This window comes from Kitasatospora aureofaciens (genome assembly GCF_019192735.1).
Taxonomy (GTDB): domain Bacteria; phylum Actinomycetota; class Actinomycetes; order Streptomycetales; family Streptomycetaceae; genus Kitasatospora; species Kitasatospora aureofaciens_A.
Genome location: NZ_JAHTKP010000009.1, coordinates 89,934 through 107,697, shown reverse-complemented (window position 1 = coordinate 107,697; position 17,764 = coordinate 89,934). Strand labels below are relative to the sequence as shown.

Here is a 17,764-nt window from a genome sequence, read left to right as displayed (position 1 = left end):
GGCGATGTGGACCCCAACCACTACCGCTTCCGGGGCGCGTGGCAACTCGCCGCGCCCGCATCGGAGGTGTACGCGGCGCTGGAGGACGTGCGGAGCTACCCGCTGTGGTGGCCGGAGATCCAGGACGTGCGGCAGACCGGCGAGGAGTCGGGCGAGGTCGTGGTGCGCGCGCTGCTGCCGTACCGGCTGGTGATCGAGCTGGAGTCGCGCCGGCAGGACCCGGCCGCCGGGGTGCTGGAGGCGGTCATGCGGGGCGACCTCATCGGATGGTCCCGCTTCACCGTGACGCCGGAGGGTACGGGCAGCCGCGTGCTCTTCGAGGAGGACACCCGCCCGGGGAAGGCCCTGCTGCGGCGGCTCGCCCTGCCGCTGCACCCGCTGTTCCGGGCGAACCACACGGTGATGATGTGGCGCGGGCGGCGCGGGTTGGCGGCGTACTTGGGGCGGGTTAGCGTGGCGGCGCCCGCCCGACGCCCCGGAGGCCCGCCGTGAGCCGTACCGTCCCCAGCGCGCCGTCCGACGACCACGGTTTCGGGCGGCCCTTCGACCGGGCCGGGACCGGGAGCAGCAAGTGGGCGCGGGCCACCGGGCCAGGGGTGATCGCGATGGGCCTCGCGGACATGGACCTGCCCGGGCCGCCCGCCGTCGCCGAAGCGCTGGAGCGGCGGGCGAGGCACCGGGCGTACGGGTACACCGTGTGCGACCCGGCCGGGCGGGGGCTGGTGGCGCGCTGGTACCGGTCCCGGCACGGCGTCGAGGTGGACCCGGACTGGGTGCTCCTGCTGCCGTTCGGCCCGCGCACCGCCGTCCGGCTGCTGCTGGAGGCGGTGCGCCCGGCGGGGCCCGTCGTGTTCCCGACGCCGGAGTGGGGCGGTTTCGCGCAGGTCTGCCGGGCGGCCGGTCTGCCGTACCAGGAGCTGCCGCTCGTCGAGCTGCCACTCGCCACCGACCCGGGGGACGGCTACCACCTCCCGTCCGGCCCGCTCCCCCGCCCGACCGGGGCCGTACTGCTGAGCAACCCGCACAACCCGTCCGGCCGGGTCTGGCCCGCCGCCGAAATCAGCGCTCTCGCCGAGGCGGCGGCGGAGGCCGGCGCGTTGCTGGTCTCCGACGAGGTGCACGGCGACCTCACCCACCCCGGGCACGCCCACCCGGTCGCCGTCACCACCGTCCAGAAGCAGCTCCGCCACCGGGTCGTCACCCTCAACTCGGTCGGCAAGACCTTCAACGCCTCGGGCCTCCCGAGCAGCTTCGCGCTCGTCCCCGACCCCGGCCTGCGCGCCCGATTCCTCGACACCATGGCCGGTTTCGGCTTCTGGGAGGGCGGCCTGATCGAGCAGACCGTCCATCAGGCGGCGCTCGGCGAGGGCGCTCCGTGGCTGGACGCCCTGCTCGCCCACCTGTCCGCTGCCCGCGCCCGCCTGACGGACCGCCTCGGCCCTGCCGTCCGCTCCACGCCCCAGGCCTCCTACCTGCTCTGGCTGGACGCCGCCGCCCTCGGCCTCCCGCCCGCCACCGCGCGCCGGGCGCTGCTGGAGCGCTGCGGCCTCGAAGCCTCGGACGGCACCGAGTTCGGCCCCGGCGGCCACGGCTTGCTGCGCCTGAACTACGCCCTGCCACGGCCGACGCTGGAGGCGGTCCTGGAACGTCTTCAGCGCCTCTGAGCAGCCCCTGAGTAGCCCCCGAGTAGCCGCTGAGCAGCCCCCGCACGCGCCGTTCACCCGATTGCACCGACTCTGACCTGCGACGATGAACATTCACGCGAACTTTGCGAAGCGCCCCCGCATGCTCCGTAGCAGACTGGGCAAGGTAGACCGGGCCGCAATCGTGATCCCGAGGATGGTTAGTCCGGTGATACCCGTATCCCCCGCCACTCCGCCCCATCGGCAGAGCACGCCACCGCCCCCGACGGGGGTGACCCCGCTGACCGAGTCGGGGGCGCGCAGCCACATGTCGGGCGTCTGTTTCAAGATCGGACCTCCCCGGCTGGTGGGTGTCGAGGTCGAGTGGTTCGTCCACGACGACCGATGTCCGACCCGGCCGGTCCAGCCGGAACGGATCCACGCCGCCCTGGAGTCGCTGCCGCTCGGCGGCGCGGACGGCACCTCGCTCCCCTCCGGTTCGCGCCTCACGCTCGAACCCGGCGGACAGGTCGAGCTCAGCTCCCCGCCCGCCACCGGCCTCCTGGCCTGCGTCGACGACACCCGGCGCGATCTCACCGCCCTGCGGGCCGCGTTCGCGGCGCAGGGCCTTCGCCTCACTGGCACCGGCACCGACCCGCTCGCCCGCCCCCGCCGGATGGTGCTGGACCACCCCCGCTACCTCGCGATGGAGCGGTTCTTCGACTCCGCAGGCCCCTGGGGCCGGATCATGATGACGGGCACCGCGTCCGTGCAGGTGTGCCTGGACGCCGGCGACGCGGACGGCCCGCACGCGGTGGAGCGGCGCTGGCGACTGGCCCACCAGCTCGGGCCGGTGCTGGTCGCGGCCTTCGCCAACTCGCCACTGCTGGACGGGAAGCCGACCGGCCACCGGTCGACCCGGCAGACCGTCTGGTCCCGGATGGACCCGACCCGCACGCTCGCCCCCGGCCTCGACCACGGCGACCCGCGCGAGGCGTGGGCGCAGTACGTGCTGGACGCCGAGGTGCTGTGCGTCCGCCGCCCGGACGGCCTGCCGTGGACGGCACCGCCCGGCCTCACCTTCCGCGACTGGGTGCGCGGCGCGGGTGAACGCCCGCCCACGCTGGCCGACTTGGACTACCACTGCACCACGCTGTTCCCGCCGGTGCGCCCGCGCGGCCACCTGGAGCTGCGGATGATCGACGCCCAGCCCGGGGACGGCTGGGTGGTGCCCGCCGCCCTGGTCACCGCGCTGCTGGACGACCCGCCGGCCGCCGACGCCGCGCTCGCCGCGCTGGAGCCGCTGGAGTGCGCGGACGGTCCGCGCCCGCCGCGCAGCGACGTCTGGCGCCGGGCCGCCACCCTGGCCGTCGCCGATCCCGAACTGCGCCGCGCCACCCTCACCTGCTTCGCCGCCGCCGACGCCGCGCTGGGCCGACTGCCCGGCGCCGGGCGGCTGCGCGCCGCCGTCGCCGAGTTCGCCGAGCGCTACCCCGCGCGCGGCCGCTGCCCGGCCGACGACCAGCTGGACGCCCTGCGCTCCGGCACCCGACGCACTCCTCCGGAGGAGGCCGCATCATGACCGACATCCGACCCCCTGCCGCCGCACCGGCGGACGCCGAGGCGCTGCGCGAGACGATCGCCACCGAGCTGCTGGCCGCCCGCGCCCGGACCGCCGCGCTGACCGACTGCGTCGAGGACCGTGACCTCACGGCCCAGCACTCGCCGCTGATGTCGCCGCTGGTCTGGGACCTGGCGCACATCGGCAACCAGGAGGAGCTCTGGCTGCTGCGCAACGTCGGCGGGCGCGACCCGATGCACCCGGAGATCGACCCGCTGTACGACGCCTTCCAGCACCCGCGCGCCGAGCGCCCAAGCCTGCCGCTGCTGCTGCCGGGCGAGGCCCGCGCGTATGCGCACGAGGTGCGCGGACGGGTGCTCGACCTGCTCTCCGCCAGCCCACTGGAGGGCGCGCCGCTGCTGGACGCCGGGTTCGCGTTCGGCATGATCGCCCAGCACGAACAGCAGCACGACGAAACGATGCTGATCACCCATCAGCTCCGCAAGGGCGAACCGGCGCTGGCCGCTCCCCCGCCGCCGCCCGCACCCGCCGACGCGGCCACCCTGCCCGCCGAAGTCCTCGTCCCCGCAGGGCCGTTCACGATGGGCACGGACATCGAGCCGTGGGCGCTGGACAACGAGCGCCCCGCGCACGTGGTCGACCTCCCGGCGTTCCGGCTCGACACCACACCCGTCACCAACGGCGCGTACCTGCGGTTCATCGCCGACGGCGGCTACGACGAGCCGCGCTGGTGGACGCCCGAGGGCTGGGCGCACCGGCAGCACGCCGGCCTGACCGCCCCGCTGTTCTGGCGGCACGAGGACGGCCAGTGGCTGCGCCGCCGCTTCGGCGTACTGGAGCCCGTTCCGCTGGACGAGCCGGTCCTGCACGTCAGTTGGTACGAGGCGGACGCGTACGCCCGGTGGGCCGGGCGGCGGCTGCCGACCGAGGCGGAGTGGGAGAAGGCGGCCCGGCACGACCCGGCCACCGGCCGCTCCCGCCGCTACCCGTGGGGCGACGCGACCCCCGGCCCGGAGCACGCCAACCTCGGCCAGCGGCACCTGCGCCCGGCCCCGGCGGGCAGCTATCCGGAAGGACAGTCCCCGTACGGCGCACGGCAGTTGATGGGCGACGTGTGGGAGTGGACGGCCAGCGACTTCCACCCCTACCCCGGGTTCCGGGCGTGGCCGTACAAGGAGTACTCGGAGGTCTTCTTCGGTCCCGAGTACAAGGTGCTGCGCGGCGGCTGCTTCGCGGTCGCGCCGGTGGCCTGCCGGGGCACCTTCCGCAACTGGGACTACCCGATCCGGCGGCAGATCTTCTCCGGATTCCGCACCGCCGCCGACGCGGAGAGGGACTGATGTGCCGTCACCTCGCTTATCTGGGTGAGCCGGTGGCGCCCGGGGAACTGCTGGTGGCGCCGCCGTGCGCGCTGTACCGGCAGTCCTGGGCGCCGCGGACGCAGCAGTACGGCACGGTGAACGTCGACGGCTTCGGCCTCGGCTGGTACGCGGACGGGGACGGCATCCCCGCCCGCTACCGCCGGGCCGGACCGATCTGGGCGGACGCCTCCTTCGCCGACCTCGCCCGGGTGATCCGCACCCGGGCACTGCTGGCGGCCGTCCGCTCCGCGACCGACGGCTGCGCGGCGGGCGAGCAGGCCGCCGCGCCGTTCGCCTCCGGGCACTGGCTGTTCAGCCACAACGGCGTCGTGGCGGGCTGGCCCGGGAAGGTGGACGCCCTCGCCGCGCTGCTGCCCCCGGCCGAACTCCTGGACCTGGAGGCGCGCACCGACTCGGCGCTCCTGTGGGCGCTCACCCTGCACCGGCTCCGCGCCGGGGCCGGGCTCGGCGAGGCGCTGGCCGGAACCGTCGCGGACGTCACCGCGCACACCACCGGGCGGCTCAACCTGCTGCTCACCGACGGCCGGACGATCGCCGCGACGGCCTGGGGCGACACCCTGCACCACCGCACCCTGCCGGGGCTCGGCGTGGTGGTGGCGTCCGAGCCGTACGACGACGACCGGGGCTGGACGGCCGTCCCGGACGGTTCGCTCCTGCTGGCCGGGCCGGGCGACGCGGGTGAGCAGCCGAACGCGGCCGAACAGCCGAACAGGGCCGACCGGCTGACCGTCGTCGTCCGCCCGCTCCCGGGCCGCGACTGATCCCGCGCCCTTCCTTCATTTACTGAACAGAGGAACCACCCTGTCATGAACAGCTTCGACCTCACCCGCCTCCTCCCCGCCGACCACTTCAGCACCGCCTTGCACCACGACGTGCAGCACGGTCTGACGTCCGAACCCAAGTGGCTGCCGCCGAAGTGGTTCTACGACGCGCGGGGCAGCGAGCTGTTCGAGGAGATCACCCGGCTGCCGGAGTACTACCCGACCCGCACCGAGCGGGCCATCCTCACCGCCCGGGCCGGCGAGATCGCCGCCGCCACCAAGGCCCGCACCCTGGTCGAGCTCGGCTCCGGCTCCTCCGAGAAGACCCGGCTGCTGCTCGACGCGCTGAACGCGCTCGGCACCCTGCACACCTACGTCCCGGTGGACGTCAGCGAGAGCGCGCTCACCGCGGCCGGCACCGCGCTCGCCGCCGAGTACCCCGGGCTCGCGGTGCACGGGGTACTGGCCGACTTCACCGCCCGCCTCGGCCTGCCGCCGGACGGCGGCCCGCGCCTGGTCGCCTTCCTCGGCGGCACCCTCGGCAACCTGCTGCCCGACGAGCGCGCCGCCTTCCTGCGCGGCCTGCGCGCCGCGCTCGACCCGGGCGACTTCCTGCTGCTCGGCACCGACCTGGTCAAGGACCCGGCGGTGCTGGTCGCCGCCTACGACGACGCGGCCGGGGTGACCGCCGAGTTCAACCGGAACGTGCTCAACGTGCTCAACCGCGAGCTGTCCGCCGACTTCGACCCCGACGCGTTCGAGCACGTCGCGCTCTGGGACCCGGAGCGGGAGTGGATCGAGATGCGGCTGCGCTCGCTGCGCGCGCAGACCGTGAAGATCCCGGCCCTGGACCTGCCGGTGCACTTCGACCGGGGCGAGGAGCTGCGCACCGAAGTGTCGGCCAAGTTCCGCCGCGAGCGGGTGGCCGACGAGCTGGCGTCGGCCGGGCTGCGGCTGAGCCACTGGTGGACGGACGAGGAGGGCCGATTCGGGCTGTCGCTGGCCGCCCCGGCGTAGCCGGCCTTCGGACTCCGCCGCACCCGCCGTCCGCGCTCAATTTGGTTGTTCACCTTACGAATTCTCAGAGCAAAACTTGAGGATCCCGGTGTACAAGACTTAAACGAACAGGGGTTACGATCTCGGCTACCGAGCTCAGCGTTGAGTACCAGGAGTCAAGATCGTGAGCGTCACCCAGAAGCCCTCCGGGGCGGTCGAGGCCTCCGCGCCCGGCCGCCTCGGCTTCGTCGTCTTCATCACCGCCGCCGCAGCCCTCGGCGGATTCCTGTTCGGCTACGACAGCTCCGTGATCAACGGCGCCGTCTCCGGCATCAAGGAGAAGTTCGGCGTCGGCGACGGCGTGACCGGCCTGATCGTCTCCTCGGCCCTGCTCGGGTCGGCGGTGGGCGCCGCGGTGGCCGGCCGCTTCGCCGACAAGTACGGCCGGATCAAGGTCATGAAGGCGGGCGCGCTGATGTTCGCGGTCAGCGCGGTCGGCTCGATGCTCCCGTTCTCCGCCTGGGACCTCGCCTTCTGGCGGGTGCTCGGCGGGGCCGCCATCGGCATCGCCTCGGTGATCGCGCCGACCTACATCGCCGAGGTCGCGCCGACCAAGTACCGCGGCCGGCTGGCCTCCTTCCAGCAGGCCGCCATCGTCCTCGGCATCGCGATATCCCAGCTGGTCAACTGGGTGCTGGCGGACGCGGCCGGCGGCGAGACCCGCGGCCACCTGCTCGGCCTGGAGGCCTGGCAGTGGATGCTCGGCATCTGCGTGATCCCGGCCGTCGTCTACTTCGTGCTCTCCTCGGTCATCCCCGAGTCCCCGCGCTACCTGATCCAGGCCGGCCGCCTGGACGACGCCCGCAAGGTGCTCGCCGAGGTCGAGGGCGAGGGCATCGACGCCGACGCCCGGATCGCCGAGGTCCAGGCCCTGATCGCCTCCGACCACCGCCCGCGCTTCCGCGATCTGCTCGGCGGCCGGTTCGGCCTGCTGCCGGTCGTCTGGGTCGGCATCGGCCTGTCGGTCTTCCAGCAGCTGGTCGGCATCAACGTGATCTTCTACTACTCGTCGATCCTGTGGCAGTCGGTCGGCATCGACCAGAGCAACTCGCTGCTGATCAGCTTCATCGGCTCGGTCATCAACATCCTCGGCACCGTGGTCGCGATCCTGCTGGTCGACCGGATCGGCCGCAAGCCGCTCGCCCTGATCGGCTCGGCCGGCATGGCGATTTCCCTCGGCGCGGCCGGCTGGGCGTTCTCCTCGGCCACCGGCAGCGGGGACAACGTCTCGCTGCCCGACCTCCAGGGCACCGTCGCGCTGATCGCCGCCAACGCGTTCGTGCTGTTCTTCGCGATGTCCTGGGGCGTGGTCGTCTGGGTGATGCTCGGCGAGATGTTCCCGAACCGCATCCGGGCCGCCGCGCTCTCCGTCGCCGCCTCCGCGCAGTGGATCGCCAACTGGGCGATCACCGTCTCGTTCCCGTCGATGTCGCGGTGGAACCTGTCGGCGACCTACCTCGTGTACGCGGCCTTCGCGGCGCTGTCGATCCCCTTCGTGGCCAAGTTCATGAAGGAGACCAAGGGCGTCCGGCTGGAGGACATGGGCTGATCCGACAGTCGGACCTTCGGCCCCCGCACCCTAGCGCGATCAGCGCGGGTGCGGGGGCCGAATCGTTCACTCTGTGCGGCGGACCGGACACCTCCGGTACTCCTGTTCGGCAGGAGGGATGTGTCCTTGATCTTCAACCGGCTTCGCACCCGCAGACCCGCCGCCACGCCCGCCGGCGGCTGCCCGTACGCCCACACCCACGCCCCGGCGGTGCACGCCCCGGCAGTGCACACGCCACCCGTCCTGGGACCTGTCGCATTCCGGCCGGTCGTCCCGACCGACTCGCTGCTCCCGGCGGCGCCGCCGTTCACGGACCCCGACCAGGCCACCGAATTCGTCCGTCAGTTCCACCGCGAGCAGCCCGCCGCCGGCGACCCTGACGCCCGGGTGCGCGCCGTCCTCGACGAGATCGACCGCACCGGCACCTACGAGCACACCCCCGCCGAACTCGCCTACGGCGCCAAGCTCGCCTGGCGCAACGCGGCCCGCTGCATCGGCCGGCTGTACTGGCGCAGCCTGGTGGTGCGCGACCTGCGGCACCTGAGCGCGGCCGACGACATCGCCGCCGAGTGCTTCGAGCACCTGCGACTGGCCGGCAACGGCGGACGGATCCGCCCGGTGGTCTCGGTGTTCGCCCCCGACCGGCCCGGCCGCCCCGCCGCCCGCATCGTCAACCAGCAACTCGTCCGCTACGCGGGCCATCCGGCCCCGGACGGCACGGACGGAATCACCAACGGCATCACCGGCGACCCGGCGGGCGTCCAACTCGCTGCCCGCGCCCGGGACCTGGGCTGGAAGTGCGCCGAGGAGCGGTTCGAGGTGCTGCCGCTGCTGATCCGGGAACGGGCCGGCGAGCGCCCGCAGTGGTACGAGCTGCCGGACGACACCACGCTCGAAGTGCCGCTCTGCCACCCCGAGTTCGACTGGTTCGCCGAACTCGGCCTGCGCTGGTACGCGGTGCCGGCGATCAGCGACATGACGCTGGAGATCGGCGGGGTCCGCTACCCCGCCGCGCCGTTCAACGGCTGGTACATGGGCACCGAGATCGGCGCCCGCAACCTCGCCGACGCCGACCGCTACGACATGCTCGGCACCGTCGCCGAGCGGCTCGGCCTGGACACCTCCAGCGACCGCACGCTCTGGCGGGACCGCGCGCTGATCGAGCTCAACGTCGCCGTTCTGCACTCCTTCCAGGAGGCCGGGGTGACGATCGCCGACCACCACACCGAGTCGGAACGTTTCCTCAGGCACGTCGCCCAGGAGAAGCGGCTCGGCCGGCCCACCCCGGCGGACTGGAGCTGGATCGTGCCCCCGGTCTCGGGCGGGCTCACGCCGGTCTACCACCGGTACTACGACCCGGTGGACCCGTCGTTGCGGCCGGCCTTCGTGGCCCGCGAGCCCGGGTAGCCGGTACTGGTAACTGGTAACTGGCAATGCCACGAAGTTCGTTCGGGTACGTTCGCTCGGATACGGCTGTTCGACTACGGTCGTTCGGCGAGGCGCTCGAAGCGCAGCGCGAGCCCGTCGAGGAGCGCCTCCAGACCGGTATCGAAGGCACCCTCGTCGACGGTGCCACGGTGTCCGGCCAGGCGGTGCGCCTCGCCGAGGTGCGGGTAGTCGGCCGCGTCGTACACCTCGGCGTCCGCCGGGAACCCGGCCGCGAAGGAGGCCAGCGCCGAACCGGTGACGAAGTAGCGCATGAGCGCGCCGATCCGGGTGGCCTGGCCGCGCGGCCACCCGGCGTCGACCAGGTGGCCGAAGACGGCGTCGGCCAGCCGCAGCGCGTTCGGCCGGCGGCCGGGGCCCTGGGCCAGCACCGGGACGATGTTGGGGTGGGCCGCCAGCGCGGCGCGGTAGGAGCGGGCCCAGTCGCGCAGCGCGTCCGGCCAGGGGGTCTCCCGGCCTCCGGCGGCGGCTTCTCCGGCAGCGTCTCCTTCGGCGGCGATTCCTGTGGCAACGGATCCGAACATCGACAAGTCGACTTCGCCGATGACGGTGTCCACCACCGCGTCCAGCAGCTCGTCCTTGGTGGCGAAGTGGTTGTAGAGCGACGGCCCGCTGACCGACAGCTCGGTGGCGAGGCGGCGGGTGGAGAGGGCGTCCAGGCCCTCGGCGTCGATCAGCTGCAACGCAGCGGCGACGATGCGCTCGCGGCTGAGCAGCGGGGTGCGCGGGCGGGCCATCGTGGCGCCTTCCTCCGGGTCGGTCTCCCCGGCCGTTCCTCCGGCCGGGTGGGTGGGGACCGATTCTGGCAGGCGCCTCTTCCCAGCGCGGGCCGGTCGGGCTACAGTCCCCCCATAAAACTTGCAGCGCTAGTTTACTGGGTCTGGGGCCTGGAGTCGCCGTGAAGGAGTCGCCGTGAAGGAGTCGCCGTGAAGGAGTCGCCGTGAATCTGGAGCTGTCCGAGGAACAGGCCGCCGTCCGGGATCTCGCCGCCGAGTTCACCGACCGCGAGATCGCGCCGTACGCCGCCGCGTGGGACCGCGCCGAGTCCGTCGACCGCGCGATCATCGGCAAACTGGGCAAACTCGGCTTCCTCGGCCTCACCCTCCCCGAGGAGTACGGCGGCAGCGGCGGCGACCACCTCGCCTACTGCCTCGTCCTGGAGGAGCTCGGCCGCGGCGACTCGGCCGTGCGCGGCATCGTCTCGGTCTCGCTCGGCCTGGTCGCCAAGTCGATCAACGGCTACGGCACGGAGGAGCAGAAGCGGCACTGGCTCCCCCGGCTCACCGCCGGCGAGGCGCTCGGCTGCTTCGCGCTCACCGAGCCCGGCACCGGCTCGGACGCGGCCAACCTCACCACCCGGGCCGTCCGGGACGGCGAGGACTGGCTGATCAGCGGCGCCAAGACGTTCATCACCAACGGCACCTGGGCCGACGTCGCCCTCGTCTTCGCCCGCACCGGCGGCAGCGACCCGGACCGGCAGGGCCACAAGGGCATCACCGCCTTCCTCGTCCCCACCGACCTGCCCGGCTTCACCCGCACCGAGATCCACGGCAAGCTCGGCCTGCGCGGCCAGGCCACCGCCGAACTCGCCTTCGACCAGGTCCGGGTGCCCGACAGTGCCCGGCTCGGCGCGATCGGCAAGGGGTTCAGCGTGGCGATGAGCGCGCTCGCCAAGGGCCGGATGTCGGTCGCCGCCGGGTGCGTCGGCATCGCCCGCGCCTGCCTGGACGCCGCCGTCCGCTACGCCGGGGAGCGCGAGCAGTTCGGCAAGCCGATCGCCTCGCACCAGCTCGTCCAGGAACTGCTGGCCGGCATCGCCGTCGACCTCGAGGCCGCCCGGCTGCTCACCTGGAAGGTCGCCGACCACATCGAGCGCGGCCTGCCGTTCGCCACCGAGTCCTCCGTCGCCAAGCTCTACGCGAGCGAGGCCGCCGTCCGGGCCGCCAACAACGCGCTCCAGGTGTTCGGCGGCTACGGCTTCATCGACGAGTATCCGGTCGGCAAGTACCTGCGCGACGCGCGGGTCATGACCCTCTACGAGGGCACCAGCCAGATCCACCAGCTGCTCATCGGGCGCGCGCTCACCGGCGTCAACGCCTTCTGATCAACCCAATTCATCGGATCAATCGGATAAGGAGCCCGACGACGTGCGTCCTGTCTACTTCGCCGCAGCCCGCCGCACACCCATCGGCCGGCTGCGCGGAGCGCTCGCCACGGTCCGCCCGGACGACCTCTCGGCCACCGTGCTGCGCGCCCTGCTCGCCGACGTGCCCGCCCTCGACCCGGCCCGGATCGACGACGTCTACTGGGGCGCCGCCAACCAGGCCGGCGAGGACAACCGCAACGCCGCCCGGATGGCCGTCCTGCTGGCCGGCATGCCGGAGACCGTCCCCGGAGCCACTGTCAACCGGCTCTGCGCCTCCGGCCTGGAGGCCGTCACGCTCGCCGCGCGGGCGATCGGCTCCGGCGAGGCCGACGTGGTGCTGGCCGGCGGCTGCGAGTCGATGACCCGCGCCCCCTTCGTCCTCCCCCGCCCCGACGAGGCGCTGCCGCACCGGATCGAGACCTACGACACCCGGCTCGGCTGGCGGCTCACCAACCCGCGGATGCCCGAACTGCACGGCGTGCTCAGCATGGGCGAGACCGCCGAGGAGGTGGCGACCCGGTACGGCATCGGCCGCGAGCGCCAGGACGCCTTCGCGCTGCGCAGCCACCAGCGGGCCGCCGCCGCCCGCAAGGACGGCCACTTCGACGCCGAGCTGATCCCGGTCGAGCGGCCGGACGGGGTGACGGTCAGCCAGGACGAGGGCATCCGCGAGGACACCAGCCTGGAGAAGCTCGCCCGCCTCAAGCCCGCGTTCCGTCCCGGCGGCACCGTCACCGCCGGCAACGCCTCGCCGATGAACGACGGCGCGGCCGGGCTGGTCCTGGTCAGCGAGGAGGCGCTGCGCGACCTCGGGCTGGAGCCGCTCGGCCGGTACGTCGCCGGGGCCTCCGCCGGGGTGCACCCGGACGTCATGGGCATCGGCCCGGTGCCCGCCACGCAGAAGGCGCTCGGGCGCAGCGGCTGGTCGATCGGCGACGTCGACACGGCGGAGCTGAACGAGGCGTTCGCGGCCCAGGCCCTGGCCTCCATGGACGGCCTGGGCATCGACCCGAAGCTGGTCAACCCGAGCGGCGGCGCGATCGCCCTCGGGCACCCGCTGGGCGGCTCCGGCGCCCGCATCCTGACCACCCTGCTGCACCGGATGCACCGCACCGGCGCCCGGCGCGGGCTCGCCACGATGTGCGTGGGCGTCGGCCAGGGCACCGCCGTGCTGGTCGAGAACGCCTGACGTCCCCGCTCATCCTGACGTCGCCGCTCGTCCTGACGTCGTCTTGTCCGGACCTTGTTTTGTCCGGACATCCCTTTGTCTACATATCCACCCTCAGGATCCACCCCCCAGGGAGTACGAAGTGTCGCGTTTCGCAAGAAAGGTTGCCGTGGTCACCGGTGCGGCGCAGGGCATCGGCGCGGCGACGGCCCGCCGGCTGGCCGAGGAGGGCGCGGCGGTCGCCGTCGTCGACCTCACGGCCGAGCGCGCGGCCGGGACGGTCGCCGAGATCACCGCCAAGGGCGGCACGGCGCGGGCCTACGGCTGCGACGTGGCCGACTACGACGCCGTCGAGGCGGTGTTCGCCCAGGTCGCCGCCGACCTCGGCGGCGTGCACATCCTGGTCAACAACGCCGGGATCACCCGGGACAGCCTGTTCTTCAAGATGCCGAAGGCCGACTGGGACGCGGTGCTGACGGTCAACCTGACCAGCGCCTACAACTGCAGCCACGTCGCGCAGAAGTACATGGTGGCGCAGAAGTTCGGCAAGATCGTCTCGCTCAGCTCGCGCTCGGCGCTCGGCAACCGGGGCCAGGCCAACTACGCCGCCGCCAAGGCCGGGATCCAGGGGCTGACCGCGACCCTGGCCATCGAGCTGGGCCCGTTCAACATCAACGTCAACGCCGTCGCGCCCGGCTACATCGCGACCGCGATGACCGCCGCCACCGCCGAGCGGGTCGGCAGCTCGGCCGAGGAGCACCAGGCCGAGGTGTCCGCCCGCACCCCGCTGCGGCGGGTCGGGCAGCCGGAGGAGATCGCCTCGGTGGTCGCGTTCCTCGCGAGCGAGGACGCCTCGTACGTCAGCGGGCAGACCCTGTACGTCAACGGCGGGGCACGCTGACCCGACGAAGGCTTACCCCGCGCCGATGAACTTGGTAAAGTTGGCCAACACGGTGAAAACTGTGAAATCGGTGAGGCTTCCCGACGTGTAGTCAACGGGCCGTCCCAGCAACGGAGTTACTTTCCCCTGGGACGGCCTTTACCTTTTCGCGTGGCCGAACATGACCATGCCGTTCGTAACACCACCACACCAAATGACTATGGCATGATCATGTGGCAATCGATGGGATGGCCGGACCGACCCGACCGGACCAAGGTCGGGCCCTGCGTCCCCCAAGGAGTCCCATGGGCAGCCCCGCTACCCTCCGCCGCGCCCTGGCTCTGCTCGCCGTCGGAGCGACCGCCGTCACGGCCGGCACCGTCTCCGTCCCGGCGGTCGGCGCTGCCGTCGCCGCGCCCTCGCACAACCTGGCCGGCGTCCACGTCCAGCCCGCCTCGGCCGGACACCACCTCGCCACGGCCCGCCCGGCCCCGCTGAGCACCACCCAGTGCGTCAGCCAGATCGGCATCCACTGCTACTCGCCGCTCCAGTACCAGAAGGCCTACAACCTGGGCCCGCTGTACCAGGAGGGCATCACGGGCAAGGGCCGCACGATCGTCATCGTCGACTCCTTCGGCTCGCCGACCATCCAGCACGACCTGGAGGTCTTCGACAAGCAGTGGGGCATCAAGGACACCAACGTCGAGGTGGTCAAGTGGGGCAACGTCCCCGTCTTCGACCCGAAGAACCCCGACCACACCGGCTGGGCCGGCGAGACCACCCTTGACGTCGAGTACGCCCACGCGATGGCCCCCGACGCCCACATCGTCCTGGTCGAGACCGGCGTCGCCGAGACCGAGGGCGTCACCGGCCTGCCCGAGATGATGGACGCCGAGAAGGACCTCATCAAGAAGGGCGTCGGCGACGTCATCTCGCAGAGCTTCGGCGCCACCGAGAACACCTTCCCGGGTTACGACAAGGGCGACTTCAAGTCCCTGACCGACCTGCGCTACGCGTTCAAGGCCGCCGCGGCCCACAACGTCACCGTCCTCGCCGCCTCCGGCGACAACGGCGCCACCGACGCGCAGCTCAACGGCACCGACCTGTACCCGTACAAGGTCAACTCGTGGCCGTCCTCGGACCCGCTGGTCACCTCGGTCGGCGGCACCCAGCTCACTCTGGACGACAATGGCAACCGCACCGCGGCCGACAAGGTGTGGCACGACAAGTCCGGCGCCGGCGGCGGTGGCGTCTCCGGCATCTTCGAGCGCCCGTGGTACCAGGCCGGCGTCGCCAACGTCACCGGCAACCACCGCGGCACCCCGGACATCAGCATGAGCGCGGCCGTCGACGGCGCCGCCTGGACGTACGAGTCGTACGACCCGACCGCGGTCGGCTGGCACCTCACCGGCGGCACCAGCGAGGCCACCCCGCTGTTCTCCGGCATCGTCGCCCTGGCCGACCAGGCCGCCGGCTACCGCCTCGGCCAGATCAACTGGCGCATGTACGGCCTGAGCCTGCTCCCGAGCGACTGGAGCGGCATCACGGACGTCAAGGACGGCGACAACGGCTGGAACGGCGTCACCGGCTACAACGCGACCGAGGGCTACGACCTCGCCAGCGGCCTCGGCACCATCGACGGCACGAAGTTCGTCCACGCCCTCGCGGGCCGGTGACGGACCTTCAGCGGTCACAGCAGGGACGCAGCACGGTAGCTGTGCGCGGTAGGGACCTCCGGTAGGGACCTGCGCGACGGCGACAGCACATGCACTGGGCGGGAAGTCGGCGGCGGCCGGCTTCCCGCCCAGTGGCGTTCGGGGATGGTGTGCGCGGGGTGCGGGTGCAGGGACGCCGGGGTGCTGGAGGCGGGGCGCGGAGCGCGAACAGATAACAGATTTCGAAATCTGTTATCTGTTCGCTGTTATCTGTCACCTGTCGGCTGTCGCCGGTCAGTTGCCCGGCGCCGCCAGCTGGGCAAGGTAACGCTCGGCGGCGCGGAGCTTACGGCCCTCGGGGCCCGGGAGGTAGGCGCGCAGTTCGATGATCTCGGGGGCGATGCGGATGGCCTCCGCGCGGTCCGGGATCGCGCGCCAGCAGGCCTCGGCGTTGGTGGCCGCCTGCTGGGTCTCCGGATGGTCAGCACCCTGCGAGCGGAGCAGGGTCAGGGCCACCTCGCGGTAGATGTCCGCGGCCTCGGCGGGCTTGCCGGCCAGGCGGCACACGTGGGCCCGGACCTGGCGTACCTGGAGGACCGGCTCGGACACGGCGCCGTGCTCGGCGATCGCCTCCAGTTCGAGGGCGAAGGCGAGGTCGGTGGCGGCAGCGTGGTTGCCCGCGTCCGCGCTGCGGACGATCCGGCCGAGGGTCTCGCGGTAGTCGGCGCGCGGTTGGTGGGCGGCGGGCGTGGGAGCGTCCGCGGGGGCCGGGGGCTCCGGCTGGGGGGCGGCGGACGCGGCTGCGGCGGCCTCGGCCTCCGGCTGGGGCTCGTCGGCCGCTTCCGGGGCCTTCGACTCCTGCGGTTCCTCTGCCTCTTCCGGCTCCTCCACGGTGGCGTCCTGTGGCTCGTCGGCCGTCTCGGGAGCTGGGGCCGGGGCCGGGACGGCGTCGCGGGGCTCGTCTGCCGTCGGCTCCGGAGCCAGGACGGCGGCGTCCCGCGCCTCGTCGGCCGTCGCCTCGGGAGCCGGGGCCAGGACGGCGTCGTGCGGCTCGTCGGCCGCCGCCTCCACGGTCGGGGCCGGGACGGCGTCCTCGGGCGCCTCCGGCTCGTCTGCGGGCGGGGCGGGCTTCTCCAGCGTCACACCAGGCGTCGGGGTGGCGTCCTCGGGGGTGGCGTCCGGGGCGGGCTTGCGGAGAGTCACGCCTGACGGGGCTTCGGGCAGCTGCTTCAGCAGGCTGACCGGACGGGCCGGCGCCGGCGGGGTGGGCGGTACGCCCGGCTTGACGAGGCTCACCAGGATCGGGGCGCCGGCCGGGACCTCCGCCGGGGCGGGCGGTTCGACCATGGCATCGCGCGGTTCAGCCATGGCATCGTGCGGTTCCGCCGGTTCCGCCGGCTGCGGCAGGACCGTTGCCGGCCGCAGCGCGGGCACCGGGACGGCGTCCGCCACCAGGGCGGCGTCCGCCGGCACCGTGTCCGCCACCGGGCCGTCGATGCGGCGGGCGGTGTTGCGGAAGACCGGGCGGTCCGGGGCGTGCGCGGCCACGATGACGACGTCCGGGCGCAGCACCGAATACACCTGCTGGCGCAGCTGCTCGGGCGCGAGGACGTCGCCCGCGCCGGGGCGTCCACCGTGCAGAGCCTCGATGAGCGCGCGGGTGAAGGTGCCGATCTGCTCCGGGTCCGGGCTGACGACCGCCCACAGCGGGATCCCGTCGCTGAGCGGCGAGGTGGGGCCCTGGAGGTACGGCCAGGCGCCCGGGTCGGCGCTCAGGTCGGCGATGACGAGGGTCTGCCACTCGGCCGGACGGTGGCCCAGTTCGGCGGCGATCGCCTGCCAGGGCAGGCCGTCCTGCCGGATGCTGCCGGACTTGGAGTCGCGCAGGGTCAGGTGGAGCTGGCCGCCGCGCTTGTCCGCGAGCAAGTGGCCGCCGAGGTGGACGAGCAGCGGCCCGGGGTGGCGGGCGGCGGCGCGCAGGTGGGCGAGGACGGTGTGCGGGTCGCTGGCGCCGGGCAGGTGGACGGCGTCGACCGCGTCCGCGGCGAGCAGCACCTGCGGCGAGACGGCGGCCAGCATCGCGGACAGCACCGGCGCCTGGGCGGGCCCGCCGCGGCCCCAGGTGCGGCGGCCGGCGTTGCCGTAGCCGCCCTCGACGACCAGGATCCGCCCGCGCGGCGCCGCCCCCAGCCCGCCGCCGACGCCGGGAACGGTGAACGGCAGCGGCGTCGCAGCGGCCGGTACGGGCGCCGAAGCGTTTGCAGCCGAAGCGTTTGCAGGTGCGGCGGCCATGTTGGTGAGCGTCCATCCGGTCGGCGCGACCGGGGGCTGCGGCGGAACGGGCGCGGCCGGCGGCTCGTACAGCGCGGCCGGGCCGGGCGGGTGCTCGTCGGCCGGGACGCGCGGGGACGGCGGTACGGCGTCCCGGGGTCCCGCGTCCGCTGCCGGATCGGGGCCTCCTGGGACAGCTTTCGCTTCCGCCATCTTCTGGTCACCGCCCCGCCCCGCCGCTTGTGC

At 73.2% G+C, this 17,764-nt stretch carries 14 protein-coding genes; 12 read left to right on the top strand and 2 right to left on the bottom strand.

The annotated features are described in order from the left end of the window. The first annotated feature begins 6 nt into the window (after positions 1–6). The 8 genes from KV557_RS12380 to KV557_RS12345 all read left to right on the top strand — a co-directional run bounded on the left by KV557_RS12380 (position 7) and on the right by KV557_RS12345 (position 9,359). Complete coding sequence (locus tag KV557_RS12380) at positions 7–492, top strand: SRPBCC family protein (protein WP_218199903.1); 486 nt, start codon at positions 7–9, stop codon at positions 490–492. Further along, positions 489–1,664: an aminotransferase class I/II-fold pyridoxal phosphate-dependent enzyme gene (locus tag KV557_RS12375; protein WP_218199902.1), complete on the top strand. Its 1,176-nt coding sequence runs from the start codon at positions 489–491 to the stop codon at positions 1,662–1,664. Before KV557_RS12380 ends, KV557_RS12375 begins: the two co-directional genes overlap by 4 nt. Positions 1,665–1,839: 175 nt before the next feature. After that, positions 1,840–3,204, top strand: a complete 1,365-nt coding sequence (gene egtA / locus KV557_RS12370; RefSeq protein ID WP_218199901.1) for an ergothioneine biosynthesis glutamate--cysteine ligase EgtA — start codon at positions 1,840–1,842, stop codon at positions 3,202–3,204. Next, entirely contained in the window at positions 3,201–4,544 is a 1,344-nt protein-coding gene (gene egtB / locus KV557_RS12365; RefSeq protein WP_218199900.1) for an ergothioneine biosynthesis protein EgtB, read from the top strand. Before egtA ends, egtB begins: the two co-directional genes overlap by 4 nt. Further along, complete coding sequence (gene egtC, locus KV557_RS12360) at positions 4,544–5,347, top strand: ergothioneine biosynthesis protein EgtC (protein WP_218199899.1); 804 nt, start codon at positions 4,544–4,546, stop codon at positions 5,345–5,347. The genes egtB and egtC overlap by 1 nt, the downstream gene beginning before the upstream one ends. A gap of 45 nt (positions 5,348–5,392) precedes the next feature. Then, positions 5,393–6,364, top strand: a complete 972-nt coding sequence (gene egtD / locus KV557_RS12355) for an L-histidine N(alpha)-methyltransferase (RefSeq protein WP_218199898.1) — start codon at positions 5,393–5,395, stop codon at positions 6,362–6,364. A gap of 163 nt (positions 6,365–6,527) precedes the next feature. Beyond that, entirely contained in the window at positions 6,528–7,952 is a 1,425-nt protein-coding gene (locus tag KV557_RS12350; protein ID WP_308129869.1) for a sugar porter family MFS transporter, read from the top strand. Positions 7,953–8,072: 120 nt separating this feature from the next. Next, the gene (locus tag KV557_RS12345; RefSeq protein ID WP_374106616.1) at positions 8,073–9,359 is read left to right on the top strand and encodes a nitric oxide synthase oxygenase; all 1,287 of its coding nucleotides are present in this window, start codon (positions 8,073–8,075) and stop codon (positions 9,357–9,359) included. A gap of 74 nt (positions 9,360–9,433) precedes the next feature. On the opposite strand, the gene KV557_RS12340 is transcribed toward KV557_RS12345, so the two are convergent. Beyond that, positions 9,434–10,135 (bottom strand): TetR/AcrR family transcriptional regulator, encoded by a 702-nt coding sequence (locus tag KV557_RS12340; protein WP_218199897.1) that lies wholly within the window; start codon positions 10,133–10,135, stop codon positions 9,434–9,436. A gap of 203 nt (positions 10,136–10,338) precedes the next feature. Between KV557_RS12340 and KV557_RS12335 the strand changes: the two genes are divergently transcribed. The 4 genes from KV557_RS12335 (at position 10,339) to KV557_RS12320 (ending at position 15,268) form a co-directional block, all read left to right on the top strand. Beyond that, complete coding sequence (locus KV557_RS12335) at positions 10,339–11,502, top strand: acyl-CoA dehydrogenase family protein (RefSeq protein WP_218199896.1); 1,164 nt, start codon at positions 10,339–10,341, stop codon at positions 11,500–11,502. A gap of 43 nt (positions 11,503–11,545) precedes the next feature. Beyond that, on the top strand, positions 11,546–12,733 hold the full coding sequence (locus KV557_RS12330; protein ID WP_218199895.1) for a thiolase family protein: 1,188 nt from the start codon (positions 11,546–11,548) through the stop codon (positions 12,731–12,733). A gap of 121 nt (positions 12,734–12,854) precedes the next feature. Then, complete coding sequence (gene fabG / locus KV557_RS12325; protein WP_218199894.1) at positions 12,855–13,613, top strand: 3-oxoacyl-ACP reductase FabG; 759 nt, start codon at positions 12,855–12,857, stop codon at positions 13,611–13,613. 284 nt (positions 13,614–13,897) lie between these two features. Further along, positions 13,898–15,268, top strand: a complete 1,371-nt coding sequence (locus KV557_RS12320; protein WP_218199893.1) for a S53 family peptidase — start codon at positions 13,898–13,900, stop codon at positions 15,266–15,268. A gap of 273 nt (positions 15,269–15,541) precedes the next feature. Here the strand turns inward: KV557_RS12320 and KV557_RS12315 are convergent, their stop codons facing one another. Then, on the bottom strand, positions 15,542–17,731 hold the full coding sequence (locus KV557_RS12315; RefSeq protein ID WP_218199892.1) for a hypothetical protein: 2,190 nt from the start codon (positions 17,729–17,731) through the stop codon (positions 15,542–15,544). Between the last annotated feature and the right edge of the window lie 33 nt (positions 17,732–17,764).

Excerpts from the sequence above, each read along its gene's own strand:
- egtA (WP_218199901.1), top strand. The coding sequence starts at position 1,840 with ATGGTTAGTCCGGTGATACCCGTATCCCCCGCCACTCCGCCCCATCGG.
- egtB (WP_218199900.1), top strand. The coding sequence starts at position 3,201 with ATGACCGACATCCGACCCCCTGCCGCCGCACCGGCGGACGCCGAGGCG.
- egtC (WP_218199899.1), top strand. The coding sequence starts at position 4,544 with ATGTGCCGTCACCTCGCTTATCTGGGTGAGCCGGTGGCGCCCGGGGAA.
- egtD (WP_218199898.1), top strand. The coding sequence starts at position 5,393 with ATGAACAGCTTCGACCTCACCCGCCTCCTCCCCGCCGACCACTTCAGC.
- KV557_RS12340 (WP_218199897.1), bottom strand. The coding sequence starts at position 10,135 with ATGGCCCGCCCGCGCACCCCGCTGCTCAGCCGCGAGCGCATCGTCGCC.
- KV557_RS12320 (WP_218199893.1), top strand. The coding sequence starts at position 13,898 with ATGGGCAGCCCCGCTACCCTCCGCCGCGCCCTGGCTCTGCTCGCCGTC.
- KV557_RS12315 (WP_218199892.1), bottom strand. The coding sequence starts at position 17,731 with ATGGCGGAAGCGAAAGCTGTCCCAGGAGGCCCCGATCCGGCAGCGGAC.